Below are 15,601 nucleotides of genomic sequence, written 5' to 3' on the forward strand. Positions count from 1 at the left end.
GCTAATCTCTGCGCTGTCCATCGTCCAAAATTATATCCTAATTCTTGAGGGTCTTTTTCTAGGGTTTCTAATAATATTTCTATATATTTATCGGTGGCTTTTTTGGGATTTCCCTTCATCCTCTCATCTATTAAGCTTTCTAAATTGTCTGGGTCTCCTTTCAGAGACCAGTAAGATACTTTGTTTACTGAACCACCCAAAAATTCAGCGATTTTAGATTGTGTTTTACCGTCATTGAGCAATAATAATATCAAAACTCTTTCTCTGATATTTGCATTTTTTTCCTCTTTCAAGGCTTTTTGTAATTTCTCTATTTGTTTGGGATTGAGATGGTTTTTGGCTGGCATTTTTGTATTTATTGACTTAAATAATTTTTTATTATACCCTATTTAAATGCAGAACAGCTTAGCCGACTGCACCCCCCAAACTTTGGCTCTGACAGCAAAAATAAGGTGTAGAGGTCTAGATTGCATTATGCTGTTGATGGTAAGCGTAATTTCTCTGATTGTCCGATACCTAGAAAGTAAACGACCCATATTTATCAATGCAATATTTTGTTATTCTGTCAATGCGTAAGTCCTAAATTCTTTTTATTTACAGGAATGCGTTTCCAAATATCGGTAAGCTCAATGGTATCAAAGAATGCTACTACCTTGACAATACGCCCGTTTTTCATGGTCATATACCATGAATAGGTGTTGGTATAGGGTTTGCCGTCTTTGGCTGTAGCTCTTCCATCCCATAAGGCAATTACCATGTCGTCCTCGGTATAAATGCCTCGTACACTGGGTACTATTCTCACACCCAATCGCTCGTTGATTGGTACTATTGCTTCCTCCAAAAACTGCTTGCGGCTGGTGTAGGTTTTGGAAATGGGACTGTTGCCTGTAATCGTCCATTCCACATCATCAGCTAGCAGGTCGAAGAAACTGCCAGTGCCTTTTGCCCATTTGGCAAAGCCTTCGCGTATTATCTCTTTATTCTTGCTCTCGTCGGATTGCACAATCATGGGAATATCTTCTTGTTTTCGGTCGTTTGTAACACAGGACAGAGACACTGTGGCGGCTATCATTAAGCCAAAGCCAATTAGTAATCTACGGCAGGTGGCTGTGGTCTGTTTTTTCATAAATCCTCTTTGGAATTTTCTTAAAGCTTGAGATTGCAAACAAGACTCAATGTCTACACTTATAAATCGATCGCGATTTTGCTAACAGCCGTCTCTGCTCCCCCTGCTTCGTGGGCGGCTAGTGCAGTACCTAAAGTGAAATGGCGAAGATGAACTACTGGGCGCAACTAATCGGTTTGTGGGGCCTTGCTGATTCACGGTATGAATCAACTTTTATCGAAAGTTACAAAACTCACCCTCCGAGGGTTTATAGCAATTGCGAAATCTTGAATTCATACCTGTATCCAGCACCGAGTTGTCGCACTATGTCGTGCTTGGCAATCGAGGCAGCGGCGAACACTTTGGCTCCACGCGCTTTGGCAATCTGTACAGCCACATGACCTACACCGCCAGAGCCTCCGAGTATCAGCACTTTCTGAACAGTGCGTACATTCGCCCGATCAAGCAGTCCTTCCCATGCAGTCAAAAACACCAAGGTAAGGCAGCCACTTCATGCATACTAAGGGTGGTCGGTTTTTTTGCCAGTAAGTCAGCATCAACGGTAGCAAGCTCAGCCAGTGAACCTTCGTGCGAAATGTCGCAGTTTGAAAATCATCCACAACCAGCGCGTGCATCGTTGATAAGGGCTCCATCTTCCACTCCTTATCTGTAATCGGTAGACTCAGATAGAGTTCGCCATTTTGCCGTCTCTTGCTCGACGTAAGCGTTCTTCTCGGCTATTGTCTGAAGTGTATCTGTGCCTAGAGGTAACCGCAGAGGTGGTTTGTTTGCGTTGACAATTTGAAGAATGGCTGGGGCGAGCTTAGTAGGATCTCCTGGCTGTTGGTAGTTAAGTCCAGCCGCCACGTCACGGATTTTCCCGACCGTCTCGGCATAATCAGGGATTTGCACTGCACTCGGACGTAGCGAACTACCATCAAGAAAACCGGTGCGGAAGTATCCTGGCTCAACCACTGTCGCGTGAATCCCCAACGGGGCTAACTCGCCATGCAGAGCTTCGGTAATGCCTTCGATGGCAAACTTGGTTGAGCCATAGATGCCCCATCCTGGGGAGGAGCGATAGCCACCGATCGAGGACATATTAATGATGTGTCCAGAGCGGTGCTGACGCATACTGGGTAGCACAGCACGGGTGACATTCAGCAGCCCAAAGACATTGGTGCGATAAACGCTCTCAACCTCTTCGGCACTGCACTCTTCGACAGATCCTAGCAAACCGAATCCCGCATTGTTGACCAACACATCGATTTGTCCAAATTTTTCTAGACTTGTGGCGATCGCTGCTTTTACCTGAGCCTCATCGGTGACATCCATGCTCAGCACTAATGCGTCTTTGTTGGTACCAAACTGTTGCAAATCAGCTTGATTACGGGCAGTGGCAATTAATCTGTCACCTGCTGCCAAAACTGCTTTCGCAATCTCGGCACCCAAGCCCCGTGAAGCACCAGTAATGAGCCATGTTCTTTGAGTCATGATTTATCTCCTGAAAATTCTTAGGGTTAGTAGCAAAGCTTCGATATGCAATATCTCGTATCCAGCAAACTTGAATTTTGTAACTGATTTGCTATTGGTGTTTGCACAAATTCAATATAAGAAATTGACTCGAACTTGTCGTCCACTCTGAGTTGAAAGTTTTAGACAATAGAATGAGTGATGAATTAGTCAATCTAAAAATGGTAGTGTGATTCCAACTTAAGTTGGAATCAACATTCATCCGAAGGCACAACTCGGTTACAAAACAAGTGCTTCAGGTTTATTTCAAATATTTCTCGAACCATCTCAAGGCAGTTGTACTTGCAATCTCGAAGCCCTCTCCTTGGAAGGCATCAAAGTGTCCGCCCTTCAAGATTGTAAGAGACTTCGGTTCCATCGCCCGCGCATAGACAGCGACGGCTAAGTCGGCAGGTGCAAGAAAGTCCTTCTCGCCCACAATCAGGCATAGCGGGGTGGGAAAGATTGCCTCGATGTGAGGAATCGGTTCGTAATAGAGACAGTGTTCAATCGATTCAAAGGTGAGTCTATTCTCCCATCTTCCTTCGCTCGCGTTTTTAGCCAATTCAACCCAAGTGAATGCGTCGGGTGTCGCCAGGAAGGAGGGTTGACCGGGCGGGGCAACCAGTGGGAAGTAGCTCAGCTCTCCGGTTTGATACCGTTTTACCCGGTCTTGTGAAAGCAGTTTCGTGAGTTCTTCGAGTTCAAGTGGGGAGGTCAGGCGGCGGGAGTTGAGAAACCCACTCACTGGGGGCATCTGTGCCACAATCGTTTTCACGCGCCGATCAAATGCGGCCAAATGCAGCGCGTGACCTCCGCTATAAGAAAAGCCCCAAACACCTATACGCTCAGGGTCAACTTCGCTTTGTAATTGAGTCCAAGTGATGGCATTGCGGTAGTCTTCCTGCTGTTCGGTAGGGATAATTTGCCCACGAGGTTCTCCCTCACTAGCACCGAGGTAGCGATAATCGAACAGCGTGACGACGAACCCAGCTTGAACGTATAACTCAGCGAACTGAGGTAGCCCCATCTCTTTGGTCAAGCCAATTCCATGAGCCATAACAATTGCGGGATAGCGATCGCCAGATGCGATTTTATCCGGAGTATAAAAGGTGACCGAACACTTTAGACCTTTACTTTCAAAACTGGTTTTTCTTTGCATAGCTGCTGTGGAAGTTAGTAAATTTGTTGAAGATTGCTGTTCTGTTTTGAACCGAGTTTCTTACATCCTTTGTTATTGCCCGATATATCCACTTTTAGAGCGCTTTAAATCTTTGTCATATCGCTATCGACATGGACGGTTGCTATCATTAAAATCGCGCCCTGCGGCTGTTGTGGCAAATTAGTAGGCAAATTGATGACTGATATCGAGAACATTGAGCGGTTGTGTTTTTTCAGGACATTGCATCATGTTTAGTTCTCCTTCAGCAATTTATTTTTATTGCTGTCTCATTGGTGAGGTAAATTATTTGCAGTAGTAATGGCTGTTATTAACGGAGCGAAATTCCAGTGATCGCTATACCGAATCCCATTAATAAACAAAGCTGGGGTAGCCGTTATTCCGCTGTGAACGCCACTTTCGATATCTTGATTGATGCGCTCAAGATGTATATGCTTAAACATATCGTGCAGAAATTGGGAGATATCGAGTCCTAGATCGTTGGCATACTCTACTAAATAACCATCTGCTAACTGTTGTTGATGGAGGAACAAAATATCATGTATTTGCCAAAACTGACCTTGGACAGCAGCAGCTTCAGCAGCTTCAGCAGCACGTAGAGCTTGAGAATGAATTTGGATCTGCGGAAAATGACGAAAAATAAAGCACAAATAATCCTCTCCCAACGCAATACTTAGTTGTTGCCCAATGACTTTCAGTAACCGATAAACATCCGCACTTTCTTGACATTGATAATCTCCATACATCACCAGTATCACGGCGGCTCTTAACATACCCTGGTGATGATCCTGGGGTGAAGGTGGGACAAATAATAAGCGGTGTTTAGGGTCATTGTTCACTGAAACCTCCGAGGGGAAGTATGTTTACCGCAAGTGATACTTACAGTGGGCTAAGCCTACATTAGGCATCTCTAAAAATTAAATATGCGTTATTTGAAACCCTTGTATATACGTTGTATACATCATTGCAATGCCTCCCTACAATCTTTACCATTACTATGCACTACCACCCAATTTCTAGACTGCCGTAAAGATGTCTGTTGGTACACCCATCGAAATTTAGAGTTCTCCCTCAGTGGATGCAGGTGCCAGTTGCGACTTAACCATCAATTAACTTCGCTTCGATTTAGTGAGTAGTAACTAGCTAGCGCTCACTTTCCTTGAGATCTGCATTCTTTACGAAGCTAAAGCCCTTTCAATACGGCGGTCGGGGATAAGCCACATGATTGCAACTAGGACATATAGCAGACAAGCCAGTTCTGGGTTTACAAAGGAAAGCAGAATTGCTAGGGCATAAATCATCACTGATATCTTGCCTTTAAAGTCTCGACCTAGCGCAACTGCAAGAGCGGAATCTTGACCGTGGCAAGCAATGAGGGTGCGGGTAAGAATGTAGTAAGCGATCGCCGAAAACAACAGCACTGTGCCATAAAAGGCAACTGGCAAGGTGGCGAAGAGGTTCTCGCCGGCCCATGCCGTGACGAAGGGAATGAGCGACAACCAGAACAGCAGATGCAGATTTGCCCACAAGACGCTACCACTGACATGCCGAGATGCTTGTAATAAATGGTGGTGATTGGTCCAATAGATGCCGAGATAAATAAAACTCAGCACATAGCTCAAGAACACCAGGATGAGGGGACGCAGGGCAGTTAAGTTGGCTTCATGGGGCGCTCTCAATTCCAATACCATAATGGTGATAATAATAGCGATCACACCATCGCTAAATGTTTCTAACCTCCCTTTACCCATCTGTATACAGGCTCCTTTTTGCTTAGTTCAAAGATTATTTTGCTGCTGACAGCTTACGAGTAGAATCGCTCGTAATCATCAGACCTGTTGCTTTATAAGCTGGAAAAAGCTATGAAACCTAACCGTAGCAAGGCTTTCGGACTTTTTTACATCGATGGCTGTAATCCTTGCACCGTGGGATTTCCAGCGATTTTTTCCGTTATAAAGCAACATATCTATTAACGATCAAGCTCACCTGCCTGAACCCTCGACGAGCCACGAACTCTGAAAAACCTATCGGCTGGGTCGGAGGCAGCGCTTGGTTCGGATTGCTTTGACTGCTTAAACGCCAACACTACTTCGATATCCTGCCCTGCGAGCACATGCGTTCGCAGGGCAGCAGAGCCGGTCAGTATTTGATAACGGCTCGACCGATGATGTTACCCGTCCGCAGGAGGTCGATGTTTTCGTTGATGTCGTCGAAGCGAATAGTCTTGACGGCATGCCGGATCTTGCCCTGCTGCGCCAGTGAAATCACCTCGCTGAGGTCGTTGTAGTTGCCCCAGAAAGAGCCGTGGTAGGTGTGCTCGCGACCGACAAAAGGAAAGAGCGGCAGGCTGATCTTGTCTCCGACGAGTCCCACGGACGAGTAATGACCGGAAATGGAAAGCAGCTCGAATCCCAACCGGATCATTTCTTCGACCCCAGCGCAATCAATAACTGCATCGACCTCACCTTGACCTGTGGCTTTGCTCAACTCCTTGCGAACGTCATCGAGCGACTTGCCCTTCGTACTGATGGCATGATCGGCCCCGAAGTCCTTGGCTACGGCAAGTTTCTCTTCATTGCGGGCGAAGGCAACCACCGTCGCGCCGCCACCGAGCAACTTTGCGTACTGAACAGCGTAGCAACCGAGTCCGCCGATTCCAAAAACTGCCAGGATACGGTTCGGTCCGAGAGCACCAGCGTCGCGCAATTTCTTGATGCCGCGGTATGGCGTTAGTCCGGCGTCGGTGAGCGGAGCGAGTTCCTCGGCTTTCAGTCCGAAGCGCTTGTCCACCTTGATGATGTACCTGGGGGGGACGGGTACGTATTCTGCATAACCGCCGTACGGACCGAACCCAGGCCAATTTCTATGTGCACAGATTTGGGTATTGCCCTGCTGGCAGTGCCGGCACGTCCCGTCGCCCCAACCGCCCACAATGACCACTTGGTCGCCTTCCTGAAGTCCGGACGACTTGGACACCCTACTTCCAACATTCTGCACCTCACCCGCGATTTCGTGGCCGGGTGTCGTGGGAAAGGTTAGCTCAGCGTACTGCCGAAAGTACCCGTCCACCAGTTGCACGTCGGTTCGGCACATGCCTGCAGCCGTGACTTTGAGTAGCACCTCATCGGCCCCGAAGTCTGGGATCGGGACATCTTCGAGGACAAGGGGTTGCTTGTAACCGTGCATTCGTGCTGCTCGCATGGTGTGTCTCCTTACTTGTTTGTCGGAGGAACGATATATTGGGTGTGTCGCAAAAATCCTTTAATAACAAACCAACTTGATCGTTTGCGTTCTTTTAAGCACTCACTCCAGAGATTGCTTCGATAAATCTGGCTTGAGAGACATTTTTTTCCTTGTTAGATGTCTTGCACTTGCCGTTTTCGCATCATATTCATTGCTTCGATTCCACTCAAGATTCGTTTCGCACTACTGAATGTTTTGAATCTCGTCATTGGCTTCACAATTCGCTTGAACGCTCGATGATCCTGCTCAATCACGTTATTCAAATATTTGCTTTGTTGTAATTCAGTGCACATCCAGTAGCAGCGTTGGAAGATGGAGCTTAAACGGAGAGGGGTTCTCCAACAATCCAAGTGTCATGCTGAGATGAAAGCTCAGTCCAACCAGCAGGCGGCGTTTGACCTATTTGGGGGAAGAATTCCTCAATATCGCCGGGTACAAAGAGGAAAAGCATCCGAGCCTCTCCGGGTCCAAGATTCACCCATCCATGTACGCTGTTACGGGGTACAACAACTGATGTTCCAGGTCCAACCTCAAACTCTTCACCCGCGCAGTGAAAGCGAAATTTGCCTTCAATTACTTCAAATATCTCCTCCCTCTCTTTATGATAGTGAAGAGGCGGGCCTGAGAACGGTGGGGTACGCACTTCGAGGATTGTGAAAGCCCCGCCGACATCTTTGCTATGTACGTGGATAGCCATTTGCTCACCAGGCATTGTATCGAACCAATTGAGGTCTTCGCTCCGGCTGACAATTGCAACTTTGTTTTTACTCAATGCGGTGTTCATCGTTTTACCTCTTATAATTGTGGGATTGAGGATCGAAGCACGTCATTATTTGCAGCGATAATTGCGGCCCTCTACTCGGTTTACGATCCTGGCTTGAAGGAGGGACAAATAATTAACGGTGTTTCTGAGAAAAAGTATGTTTATTGCAAGTGATACCTGGATTCGACTACGCCTACATTCCTCTGTGTGCGATCTGTATTCAGCAAACTTGAATCTTGCAACCCAATTGCTATAGGTGTTTGCATAAATTTAATATAGAAAATCGACTCTGGGCTGTCGTCCACTCACAGTTGGCAATTTTATTGAATCGCATGGACGATCTCATAACCCATCTCACAATGGAAGGCTATCTCCAACTAAAGTTGGAATCGAAAGTTAACCGAAAGCACAGCTTACAAAGTGACAATCCCACGTTTGACCGCAATAATCACGGCTTGAGTGCGATCGCTTACTCCCAATTTACTGAGAATGCGATTGACATGGGATTTGACAGTGCTTTCTCCAATAGTTAGAGCAGTTGCAATATCTGAATTACTCATTCCTTGCCCCATTAAACCCAGTACCTCTAGCTCTCGATCGCTCAGTTCTGGATTACTCATGCGCTGCACTAGCTTTGCCCCTACCTCTGGCGGAATGTACTGCTGACCGCGATTAATCATGCGAATGGCATTGAGAAGTTCCTTGGGTTTTGTATCCTTGAGCAGATAGCCTTTCGCACCTGCCTGCAATCCGCGATAGATATCTTCATCGCCATCATAGGTTGTTAGCACAATAATTCGGGCAGATTTAAATTGGGCACAAATCGCAGTAATAGCTTCCACTCCTCCTATCTGCGGCATTCGCAAATCCATCAAAGTCACATCCGGTTGATGTTCGCCAAAGCAAACGATCGCCTGTTGTCCATCTTCTGCTTGAGCAATTACCGTCATTTCTGGGTCGCGGTTAATGATGGTTGCCAATCCTTGTCTCACAATGGAGTGATCGTCAACAATTAAAACGCGAATTGTACTGGATTGGTTGCTCATAGTTTTCATCCTCGATTGACGATGACAATAATTGCTGTTCCTTGCCCTAGTTGACTTTCTATTCTCAATTGCGCTCCAATTCGCTCTGCTCGTTCGCTCATTCCCAACAATCCAAATCCGCCAACCGAGGGAATACTACCTACGCCAAAGCCTTGTCCATTGTCTTTGATGCACAAACTACATTGTGCATCTTCATAGACTAACTCAAGGCGAATTTCGTCAGCTTTTGCATATTTAATTGCATTTGTCAATGCTTCTTGCCCAATTCGCAGTAAGTTATTCTCCACTTCGGCGGGTAAAGAATAGGCTGTACCCTGAATTTCGTAGATCAAAACAGTATCATCGGTAGCAGATCTCATTTGCGTTACAAGACGATTGAGGGCGCTAGATAAATCGCCTTCCTCTAACAACTGAGGGCGGAGTGCAGTGACTGAGCGACGAGCTTCACTCAGCCCGATTCGTGCCAATTCATCGATTATATCCAGATGTGCCTGTGTTCCTTCTAAATCATCCTCTAGCACTTGGATGGCTGCACCAACTTGAACCAAAATGCCTGTAAATGCTTGAGCTAACGTATCATGAATTTCCCGTGCCATGCGGTTGCGTTCTTCTAAAATTGAAGTTTCTTCGGCACGTTTGCGATCGCTGATGTCTGTGATTAACCCATAGTATCCTTTTACTTGACCATTGTCATCGAAATCAGGGATGAGGGAATTATTGATATATTTTTTGCCAAACACACAGGAAATTTCTGACTCATAGGTTGTAACTTGCCCTGCCAGTGCTTGATTGATGTACGGTTGTACAACTTGATAAGCTGCCTCACCCAAGTTTTCGCAAATATGCTTGCCCAAAATCTCACCTCGGCTACAACCAAACCATTCCTCATAGGTGCGGTTGACAAACCGATAACGCTGGTTGAAATCTATATATGTGATACAAACAGGGATAGCGTCCGTAATCAGTCGTAATTCCTGTTCTCGTAAGCGAAGCTCGTCGTAGACATCGCGCAATTCGGCTTCGCTTTTCTGTAAAGCTGTTGTTCGTTGGGCAACCTGCTGCTCTAAGGTGCAACTGTAATCGGCTAACAGTTTCTCGGCTTGTTTTTGCTCGGTAATATCTTGAAAGGTGGCGATCGCATAAGTCACATTTCCCTGCTCGTCAAAGGCAGGAGTTGCCCATACCTCAAGGGGAATCGTGGCGTTATTGCGGTGAATTTCTATATCATCAACTCTAATACGTTCACCTTTTAGCGCTCGGATAATTGGCATTCTCTCAGCTAAATACTTTTGATCCGTTCCAGCTAGATAAATTTGATACTCTTCTGCAAGTTGATTGGGTGTCACAGAAGGATCAATATCTTTACCCAATAGCTGAGTTGCTCGCTGGTTAAAGTAATAAAGACGACCCGATGTATCTACAACTGCAACACCAACTGGCATTGCTTCCATAAATTGAGTCATTTTACTTTCGCTCTCATGGAGCTTTGAGTAGAGCCTGGCATTTTCGATCGCAATGGCTGCTTGAGTTGACAATAGGTGTAAAACTTGCGTTTGCTCTGGTGTAAATGCCCCAGCCGTTAACTGATTCTCAAGATACAAAACGCCAACTAGCTTACTTTGATTCAGAAGTGGCAAACATAAAATTGATTGAGTTTTATTGTGCTGGATGTATGGATCATTGATAAAATTACCTTCATGAGCTGCATCATTTAAAATGATATATTCTTGAGTACGAATAACATAGTTAATAACTGACTGGGGAAGGCGATTTACAGTTGGAATCGATTGCAGCACTTTCGTAGCATAGACATTTTCACCATCACCGTCATTTAGTTCACCACAAGCTTCAATGACCCATTGTTTTGCGTTTTCCAAAATCAGCAATCCGGTTTTTGCGCCAGCATTTTTGATTAAAATCTTCATCAAGGAATTGAGTAACTGCTCCAGTTCAATTTCACTAGCGATCGCTTGTGATGCTTTGATCACCGCTGCTAAATCGAAAGCGATGCCGGGACTATGAGAGGTGGTTTTAGAATTTGTGCCGTTTGATATGTCACCCATGTCCGACGGCTGAGGTAATAGTTGTGGATAGCGAGTTTCTAAATCTTTGACCTTTGCCATTGCTCCCCACCGTTCATAGCAGTAGTGAGCTTCTTTCATATAGGTTTGGGCAAACTTTTCCCTGCCACGAGATAGATAAAACTTGGCAGCTAATTCATAGGATAAGGCTTCTTCTCGAAGATAGCCATTTTTTTTCGCTTCTTGAATGGCTTGTTCGTAGAACTCTTCGGCTTCAAACAATTGGCCTAAAACTCGTGCAGTCTCGGCTTCTACTAAATGATATTTATGTAAATAATTCATGGGCGCGTAATGTGCCCACTGCTTCATTTTTTCCTGATTTACCGCAATTTTTTGGAGAATTTGTTCTTGTGCTTGCGTACTACTTTCAGGGTATATTGCAAGTCTTGCCAGAGCATCATAGAGGCAGTAGAAAGGACCAAGAGGGGAGCTTGTTATTATGATCAAATAACGTTCTGCTATGGTTGAGGTTTCAACAGCCTGAGCATACTCCGAAAAGAGGTAGTACAGCAAAAGTTTATTGAAATAGACATTAAAAATTGCACTTTCATCATTTGCTGCTTCATGTTTTGGTAATCCATTCTCCTCATTGTAAAATTTGCCCACTAGACGAGTTGGATCACCCGAGTCTCCCATCAAATTTGCGATCGCCTGCTGAAATATCAGATTCCAGGTTAGTGCTGTTTCCTGTTTAAGTTGGTGGATTGCTGCATTGTATATTGTCATCTCGCGATCAACCTCTACGAGTTCATTTCCGACAACATAGGAGTTAAAGCAATAAGTGTGAGCAGCATAGGAGGCAAACTCTAAGTCTCCGGTTTCTAGCCCACTTCGGTAGGCTTCTAAAATAGGCTGTAATGTGTCTTTTACATGCTCTTTCCAATGAATGATGAAGGTATTCACAATGACCAATGTTCTAGCTCTAAGTGAATGAGACTTAGGTGATGACAATAGCCTTAACGCTAACTTTCCAAACTCGTAGCCAGTCTCGATGTCTCCCAGATTTCCACACAGAACTAATCCAAAATTGGCATAAGCAAAGGGAGACACAAAGGCATTTCCATATTCAAATGATAAGCTTACTTGTTTAGATATCAGTAGCGGCATTAAATTAGGAATAGCAATCCAGGCCGCAATAGTAATTCTGGATAGTATTCTCATTGCTGCTAACTTATCCGCCTTGCACATTTCTGGCAGATGAATCCACTCCTCGCAAACACGAAGCGGCTTGTCGTTAAATATCGATTTTTCCCTCAGAAGGCATGAGATTGCGTCTAGTTCAAGCTGAATATCTGACTGACTTGGCTGTTCGGGAAAGCAAATTTCCAGTTGGCGCAACACTTGTAATCCAGTGTTTATTGCTCCTAACGGTTGATTTTGTGCCATGTCAGTTTGAATTTTGACTTCGTATACTTTCACGCTATCAAGAACCGTTTTAGCCTGCTCCAGAACAATCGCTGCCCAGTCCTCCACCTGCTCAAAATTGCCACACAAGTACGCGACTTCTGTTATTTCTGCGTACAATTCTAAGCTCAGGTCATAATCTGTTTGCCAGCTAGATGCTGCCAGCCAAACTCTTGCTGTAGCTAAATATTGTTTTGACACACCATAAGCGATCGCTGCTTTTGCTTTCTGACCTGCGATTAAATTTAATCTGGCAATTTTATCTCGTTCTGCTCGATCGGTGACAAGCTCAATCCCATAATTAAGATGATCGACAATTTCAAATAGCCGCTCTGATATTCGCTCCGGCAAAGTCTTTTCGAGTAAATTGCGACCAATTTGGAGATGAACAACTTCTTTGTGCGACTCATCGATTAAGGCATAAGCTGCTTGCTGGACGCGATCGTGCAAGAATTTGTAATCCTGAACCAAGAGTTGTTCATCTAACTGGGATGTCGGCACAATTAAACCTGACTGAGCCGCTGCTATTAGTTGCGGGAAAATTTCCCCAGATGAGATTTCACAAATGATAGAGAGGGTGCTTAAATCAAAATCAGCACCAACACAAGCGGCGAATTGTAAAACTTGCTGGGTGGCTTGAGGCAGTTTTTTCAGTTTCCCAAGCATCAACTCCACCACATTATCGGTAATGTTCTTGCCTTCAATGTGAGTAATATCCCATTGCCAACTGAGATTTTCAAGGTCGAAGCTTAACAAGTTTTCTGCAGAGAGCATTTTCAGAAACTCATTGACAAAAAAGGGATTTCCGCCTGTTTTCCGCAATACTAATTCTGCCAGTGAGATGATTGTACTGATGTCACTGTGTAATGTGTCTGCAATCAGTTGTGCGATCGCGTTTAGTCCCAACGGTGCTAACGTAATTTGGCTGGTAGTTGCTCCCTCTTTTCTGAGTCCCTCCAGCATTATCGTTAGTGGATGTGAGTAGTTCACCTCATTATCTCGATAGGCTCCAATCAGAAACAGATATTGCATCTGGGCATCCGTCATTATCAACTCGATCAAGTTGAGTGTTGCTGAGTCTGCCCATTGAAGATCGTCCAGAAAGATCACTAAGGGATGTTCTGCTGAACCAAATACCCGAATGAACTGCTGAAAGACTCGATTGAAGCGATTTTGAGCTTCCGTTGCTCCAACTTCCGGTACAGGCGGTTGCTTGCCAATAATTAATTCAACTTCAGAGAGCACATCAATGATGATTTGTCCGTTGCTTCCCAAGGCTGTGAGGAGACGTGATCGCCACTGTTTCAACTGCTCGTCTGGTTCACCCAGCAGTTGTTGCACCAATTTTTGTAGGGCATGGGCGATCGCACTGTAGGGAATATTGCGCCCAAATTGATCGAATTTACCAGAGATGAAATAGCCGCGCTTTTGGGTGATTGGTTTATAGATTTCCTGCACTAACGCTGACTTGCCAATTCCAGCATAGCCAGACACCAACATCATTTCGACTTTGAATTTTGTTTCTGTATTGTTGAGTAAAGCAGCGACGCGATTGTACTCTGGACATCCTACGCGAACGAAAGCAGCTAATAACAGTGCAACTTCCTGCTCTCGTCCATATAGTTTTTGGGGAATTTGAAAGTGATCCGAAACGTCTTCAAGCGCCAGTTGAATGGTATCAATTTGACCTGTTTCTGCGAACTGACGAAGACAGATTTCTAAATCGGCTTTGATTCCCCAAGCACTTTGATAACGCTCTTCAGCATTTTTCGCCATCAGTTTCAAAATAATATCTGAAACGGGTTTGGGAATCGTTACTTTCAGTTCGTGAGGTGGAATAGGCTGTTTGGCAATATGACAATGGACTAGCTCAAGGGTGTCTGTTGTGGGAAACGGCAGATGTCCAGTTAAAAGCTCGTAGAACGTCACACCGAGCGAGTAAAAATCGGTGCGGTAATCGAGGAAACGGTTCATACGCCCGGTTTGCTCAGGAGAGAGGTAGGCGAGGGTTCCTTCTAGAACATGAGGGCTTTTGAACGTTGGATTCGTGCGGTTAAATTGGGTAGCAATTCCGAAGTCAATAATTTTAACGACACCAGTATCTGGATTGAAAACAATGTTTCCAGGGTTGATATCCTTATGAATGACATGGGTGGCATGGATTTTGCCCAGAATATCTGTGAGGTCGATCGCCAGCCCCAGAAACGTGGATAAGGGCATCGGGCAGAAGTTCTCTGGACGCTTGTGCCTCCATTGCTCTAGGGACTCTCCGCCAAAGTCTTCTAAGAAAATAATGAGTGTGCGTTGATAGTCTTGCTGACGGTATGCCTTGACCACTCCTTGCAGGTTGAGGGAGCCGGTAATTTTATATTCCTGTTTGTAGCGGATTAATTCTTGAGGAGATGGATAATCTTGTTTGAGCATTTTTATGACGATCGCTTGATCGTCTTGGACGCTGATGCCCCGATACACTAGAGAATTAGAGCTTTCGTATATTTTGTTTTGGATAGTAATTCCTGGTAGAGCAACCATACAACTTTTTTCCATGAGTACGATAGGGTCTGGGGGGGGTGACAACCAGCCAGAAGCCCTGATGGAGTAAAGATTTAGTCCTATTATGCTAAAAAAAATAGGCAGCCAAATTGTTACACTAGCCTATCCCAAAAAAATGTTACCAACATTCTATCCAACCCACTTACAAAAACAACCGACCCATGCTCAGTTCATGCTGCTCACAATCTTACTGGATATTATACTTTCAGAAAAAAAACTAAAACTAGAAAGACAGACCTGGGGGGGGTGACAAAAAGGCTTAGGAAATAGAGCAAATAAGGCTTGTACCGCGTATTTCCTATTGATAAAAGCGTCGTTTATTTCGAGTTAACTTAATTAATTCCTGTACGTATTCAAAATGTCGCTTGAGATAATTTACCCACAGTTCTCCATCTTGACCAATGCCAAATATACTCCGTATCTGGTAGGTTTGGCTCCGCTCTGAGCGGCGAGATACATATTTTTGTGCCTGATTTTTCTGAATTTGAGTTCCTTGAAATATCCCCTCCAGGTATGCGATCGCCATTAACACAATAATTTTAACGAGTCGCTCTCCCCTTAAACCAGTCCATTCTATATTGTAGCCCCCACTCTTACAATCTCGCAACATTTCTTCAATTCCCATCCGCTGTTTATAGGCCAATACGGTTCAGTTAAGGCTCAAACCCTGGTAAATTAGGTATTGTTTCCAAAAATGGAGAGTAAGTTAGCGTG

Annotated in this window: 13 protein-coding genes and 1 pseudogene; all 14 read right to left on the reverse strand. The window is 44.9% G+C overall.

Going from position 1 to position 15,601, the window contains the following annotated elements:
- A pseudogene (locus tag QUA57_RS25900) lies at positions 1 to 347 on the reverse strand (helix-turn-helix domain-containing protein); the annotation flags it as partial.
- A 218-nt stretch (positions 348 to 565) separates the two neighbouring features.
- Positions 566 to 1,126 carry a nuclear transport factor 2 family protein gene (locus tag QUA57_RS25905; protein WP_333064538.1) on the reverse strand — a complete coding sequence of 187 codons (561 nt, stop codon included), beginning with the start codon at positions 1,124 to 1,126 and terminating at the stop codon, positions 566 to 568.
- A 247-nt stretch (positions 1,127 to 1,373) separates the two neighbouring features.
- Positions 1,374 to 1,592 carry a hypothetical protein gene (locus QUA57_RS25910; protein WP_333064539.1) on the reverse strand — a complete coding sequence of 73 codons (219 nt, stop codon included), beginning with the start codon at positions 1,590 to 1,592 and terminating at the stop codon, positions 1,374 to 1,376.
- Positions 1,567 to 1,758, reverse strand: coding sequence for a hypothetical protein (locus QUA57_RS25915; protein WP_333064541.1), 192 nt, complete (start codon positions 1,756 to 1,758; stop codon positions 1,567 to 1,569). The genes QUA57_RS25910 and QUA57_RS25915 overlap by 26 nt, the downstream gene beginning before the upstream one ends.
- 10 nt (positions 1,759 to 1,768) lie before the next feature.
- Positions 1,769 to 2,599, reverse strand: a complete 831-nt coding sequence (locus tag QUA57_RS25920; protein ID WP_333064543.1) for an oxidoreductase — start codon at positions 2,597 to 2,599, stop codon at positions 1,769 to 1,771.
- A 280-nt stretch (positions 2,600 to 2,879) separates the two neighbouring features.
- Positions 2,880 to 3,779, reverse strand: coding sequence for an alpha/beta fold hydrolase (locus QUA57_RS25925; RefSeq protein ID WP_333064545.1), 900 nt, complete (start codon positions 3,777 to 3,779; stop codon positions 2,880 to 2,882).
- A 287-nt stretch (positions 3,780 to 4,066) separates the two neighbouring features.
- Positions 4,067 to 4,636 (reverse strand): DsbA family protein, encoded by a 570-nt coding sequence (locus QUA57_RS25930; protein ID WP_333064546.1) that lies wholly within the window; start codon positions 4,634 to 4,636, stop codon positions 4,067 to 4,069.
- Between the two features lie 336 nt (positions 4,637 to 4,972).
- Positions 4,973 to 5,548 carry a TMEM175 family protein gene (locus QUA57_RS25935; protein ID WP_333064550.1) on the reverse strand — a complete coding sequence of 192 codons (576 nt, stop codon included), beginning with the start codon at positions 5,546 to 5,548 and terminating at the stop codon, positions 4,973 to 4,975.
- A gap of 388 nt (positions 5,549 to 5,936) precedes the next feature.
- A complete protein-coding gene (locus QUA57_RS25940; protein WP_333064551.1) occupies positions 5,937 to 6,998 on the reverse strand; it encodes an NAD(P)-dependent alcohol dehydrogenase in 1,062 nt (353 codons plus the stop codon).
- 155 nt (positions 6,999 to 7,153) lie between these two features.
- Positions 7,154 to 7,333 (reverse strand): DDE-type integrase/transposase/recombinase, encoded by a 180-nt coding sequence (locus tag QUA57_RS28800; RefSeq protein ID WP_445251985.1) that lies wholly within the window; start codon positions 7,331 to 7,333, stop codon positions 7,154 to 7,156.
- Between the two features lie 26 nt (positions 7,334 to 7,359).
- A complete protein-coding gene (locus tag QUA57_RS25945; protein ID WP_333064552.1) occupies positions 7,360 to 7,824 on the reverse strand; it encodes a cupin domain-containing protein in 465 nt (154 codons plus the stop codon).
- A 392-nt stretch (positions 7,825 to 8,216) separates the two neighbouring features.
- Positions 8,217 to 8,849, reverse strand: a complete 633-nt coding sequence (locus tag QUA57_RS25950; RefSeq protein ID WP_333064553.1) for a response regulator transcription factor — start codon at positions 8,847 to 8,849, stop codon at positions 8,217 to 8,219.
- Positions 8,850 to 8,854: 5 nt separating this feature from the next.
- A complete protein-coding gene (locus QUA57_RS25955) occupies positions 8,855 to 14,866 on the reverse strand; it encodes an AAA family ATPase (RefSeq protein WP_333064554.1) in 6,012 nt (2,003 codons plus the stop codon).
- 319 nt (positions 14,867 to 15,185) lie between these two features.
- On the reverse strand, positions 15,186 to 15,512 hold the full coding sequence (locus tag QUA57_RS25960) for a hypothetical protein (protein ID WP_333064555.1): 327 nt from the start codon (positions 15,510 to 15,512) through the stop codon (positions 15,186 to 15,188).
- Positions 15,513 to 15,601 lie beyond the last annotated feature (89 nt).

The sequence above is a fragment of the Microcoleus sp. Pol7_B2 genome (assembly GCF_036701035.1).
Taxonomy (GTDB): Bacteria; Cyanobacteriota; Cyanobacteriia; order Cyanobacteriales; family Microcoleaceae; genus Microcoleus.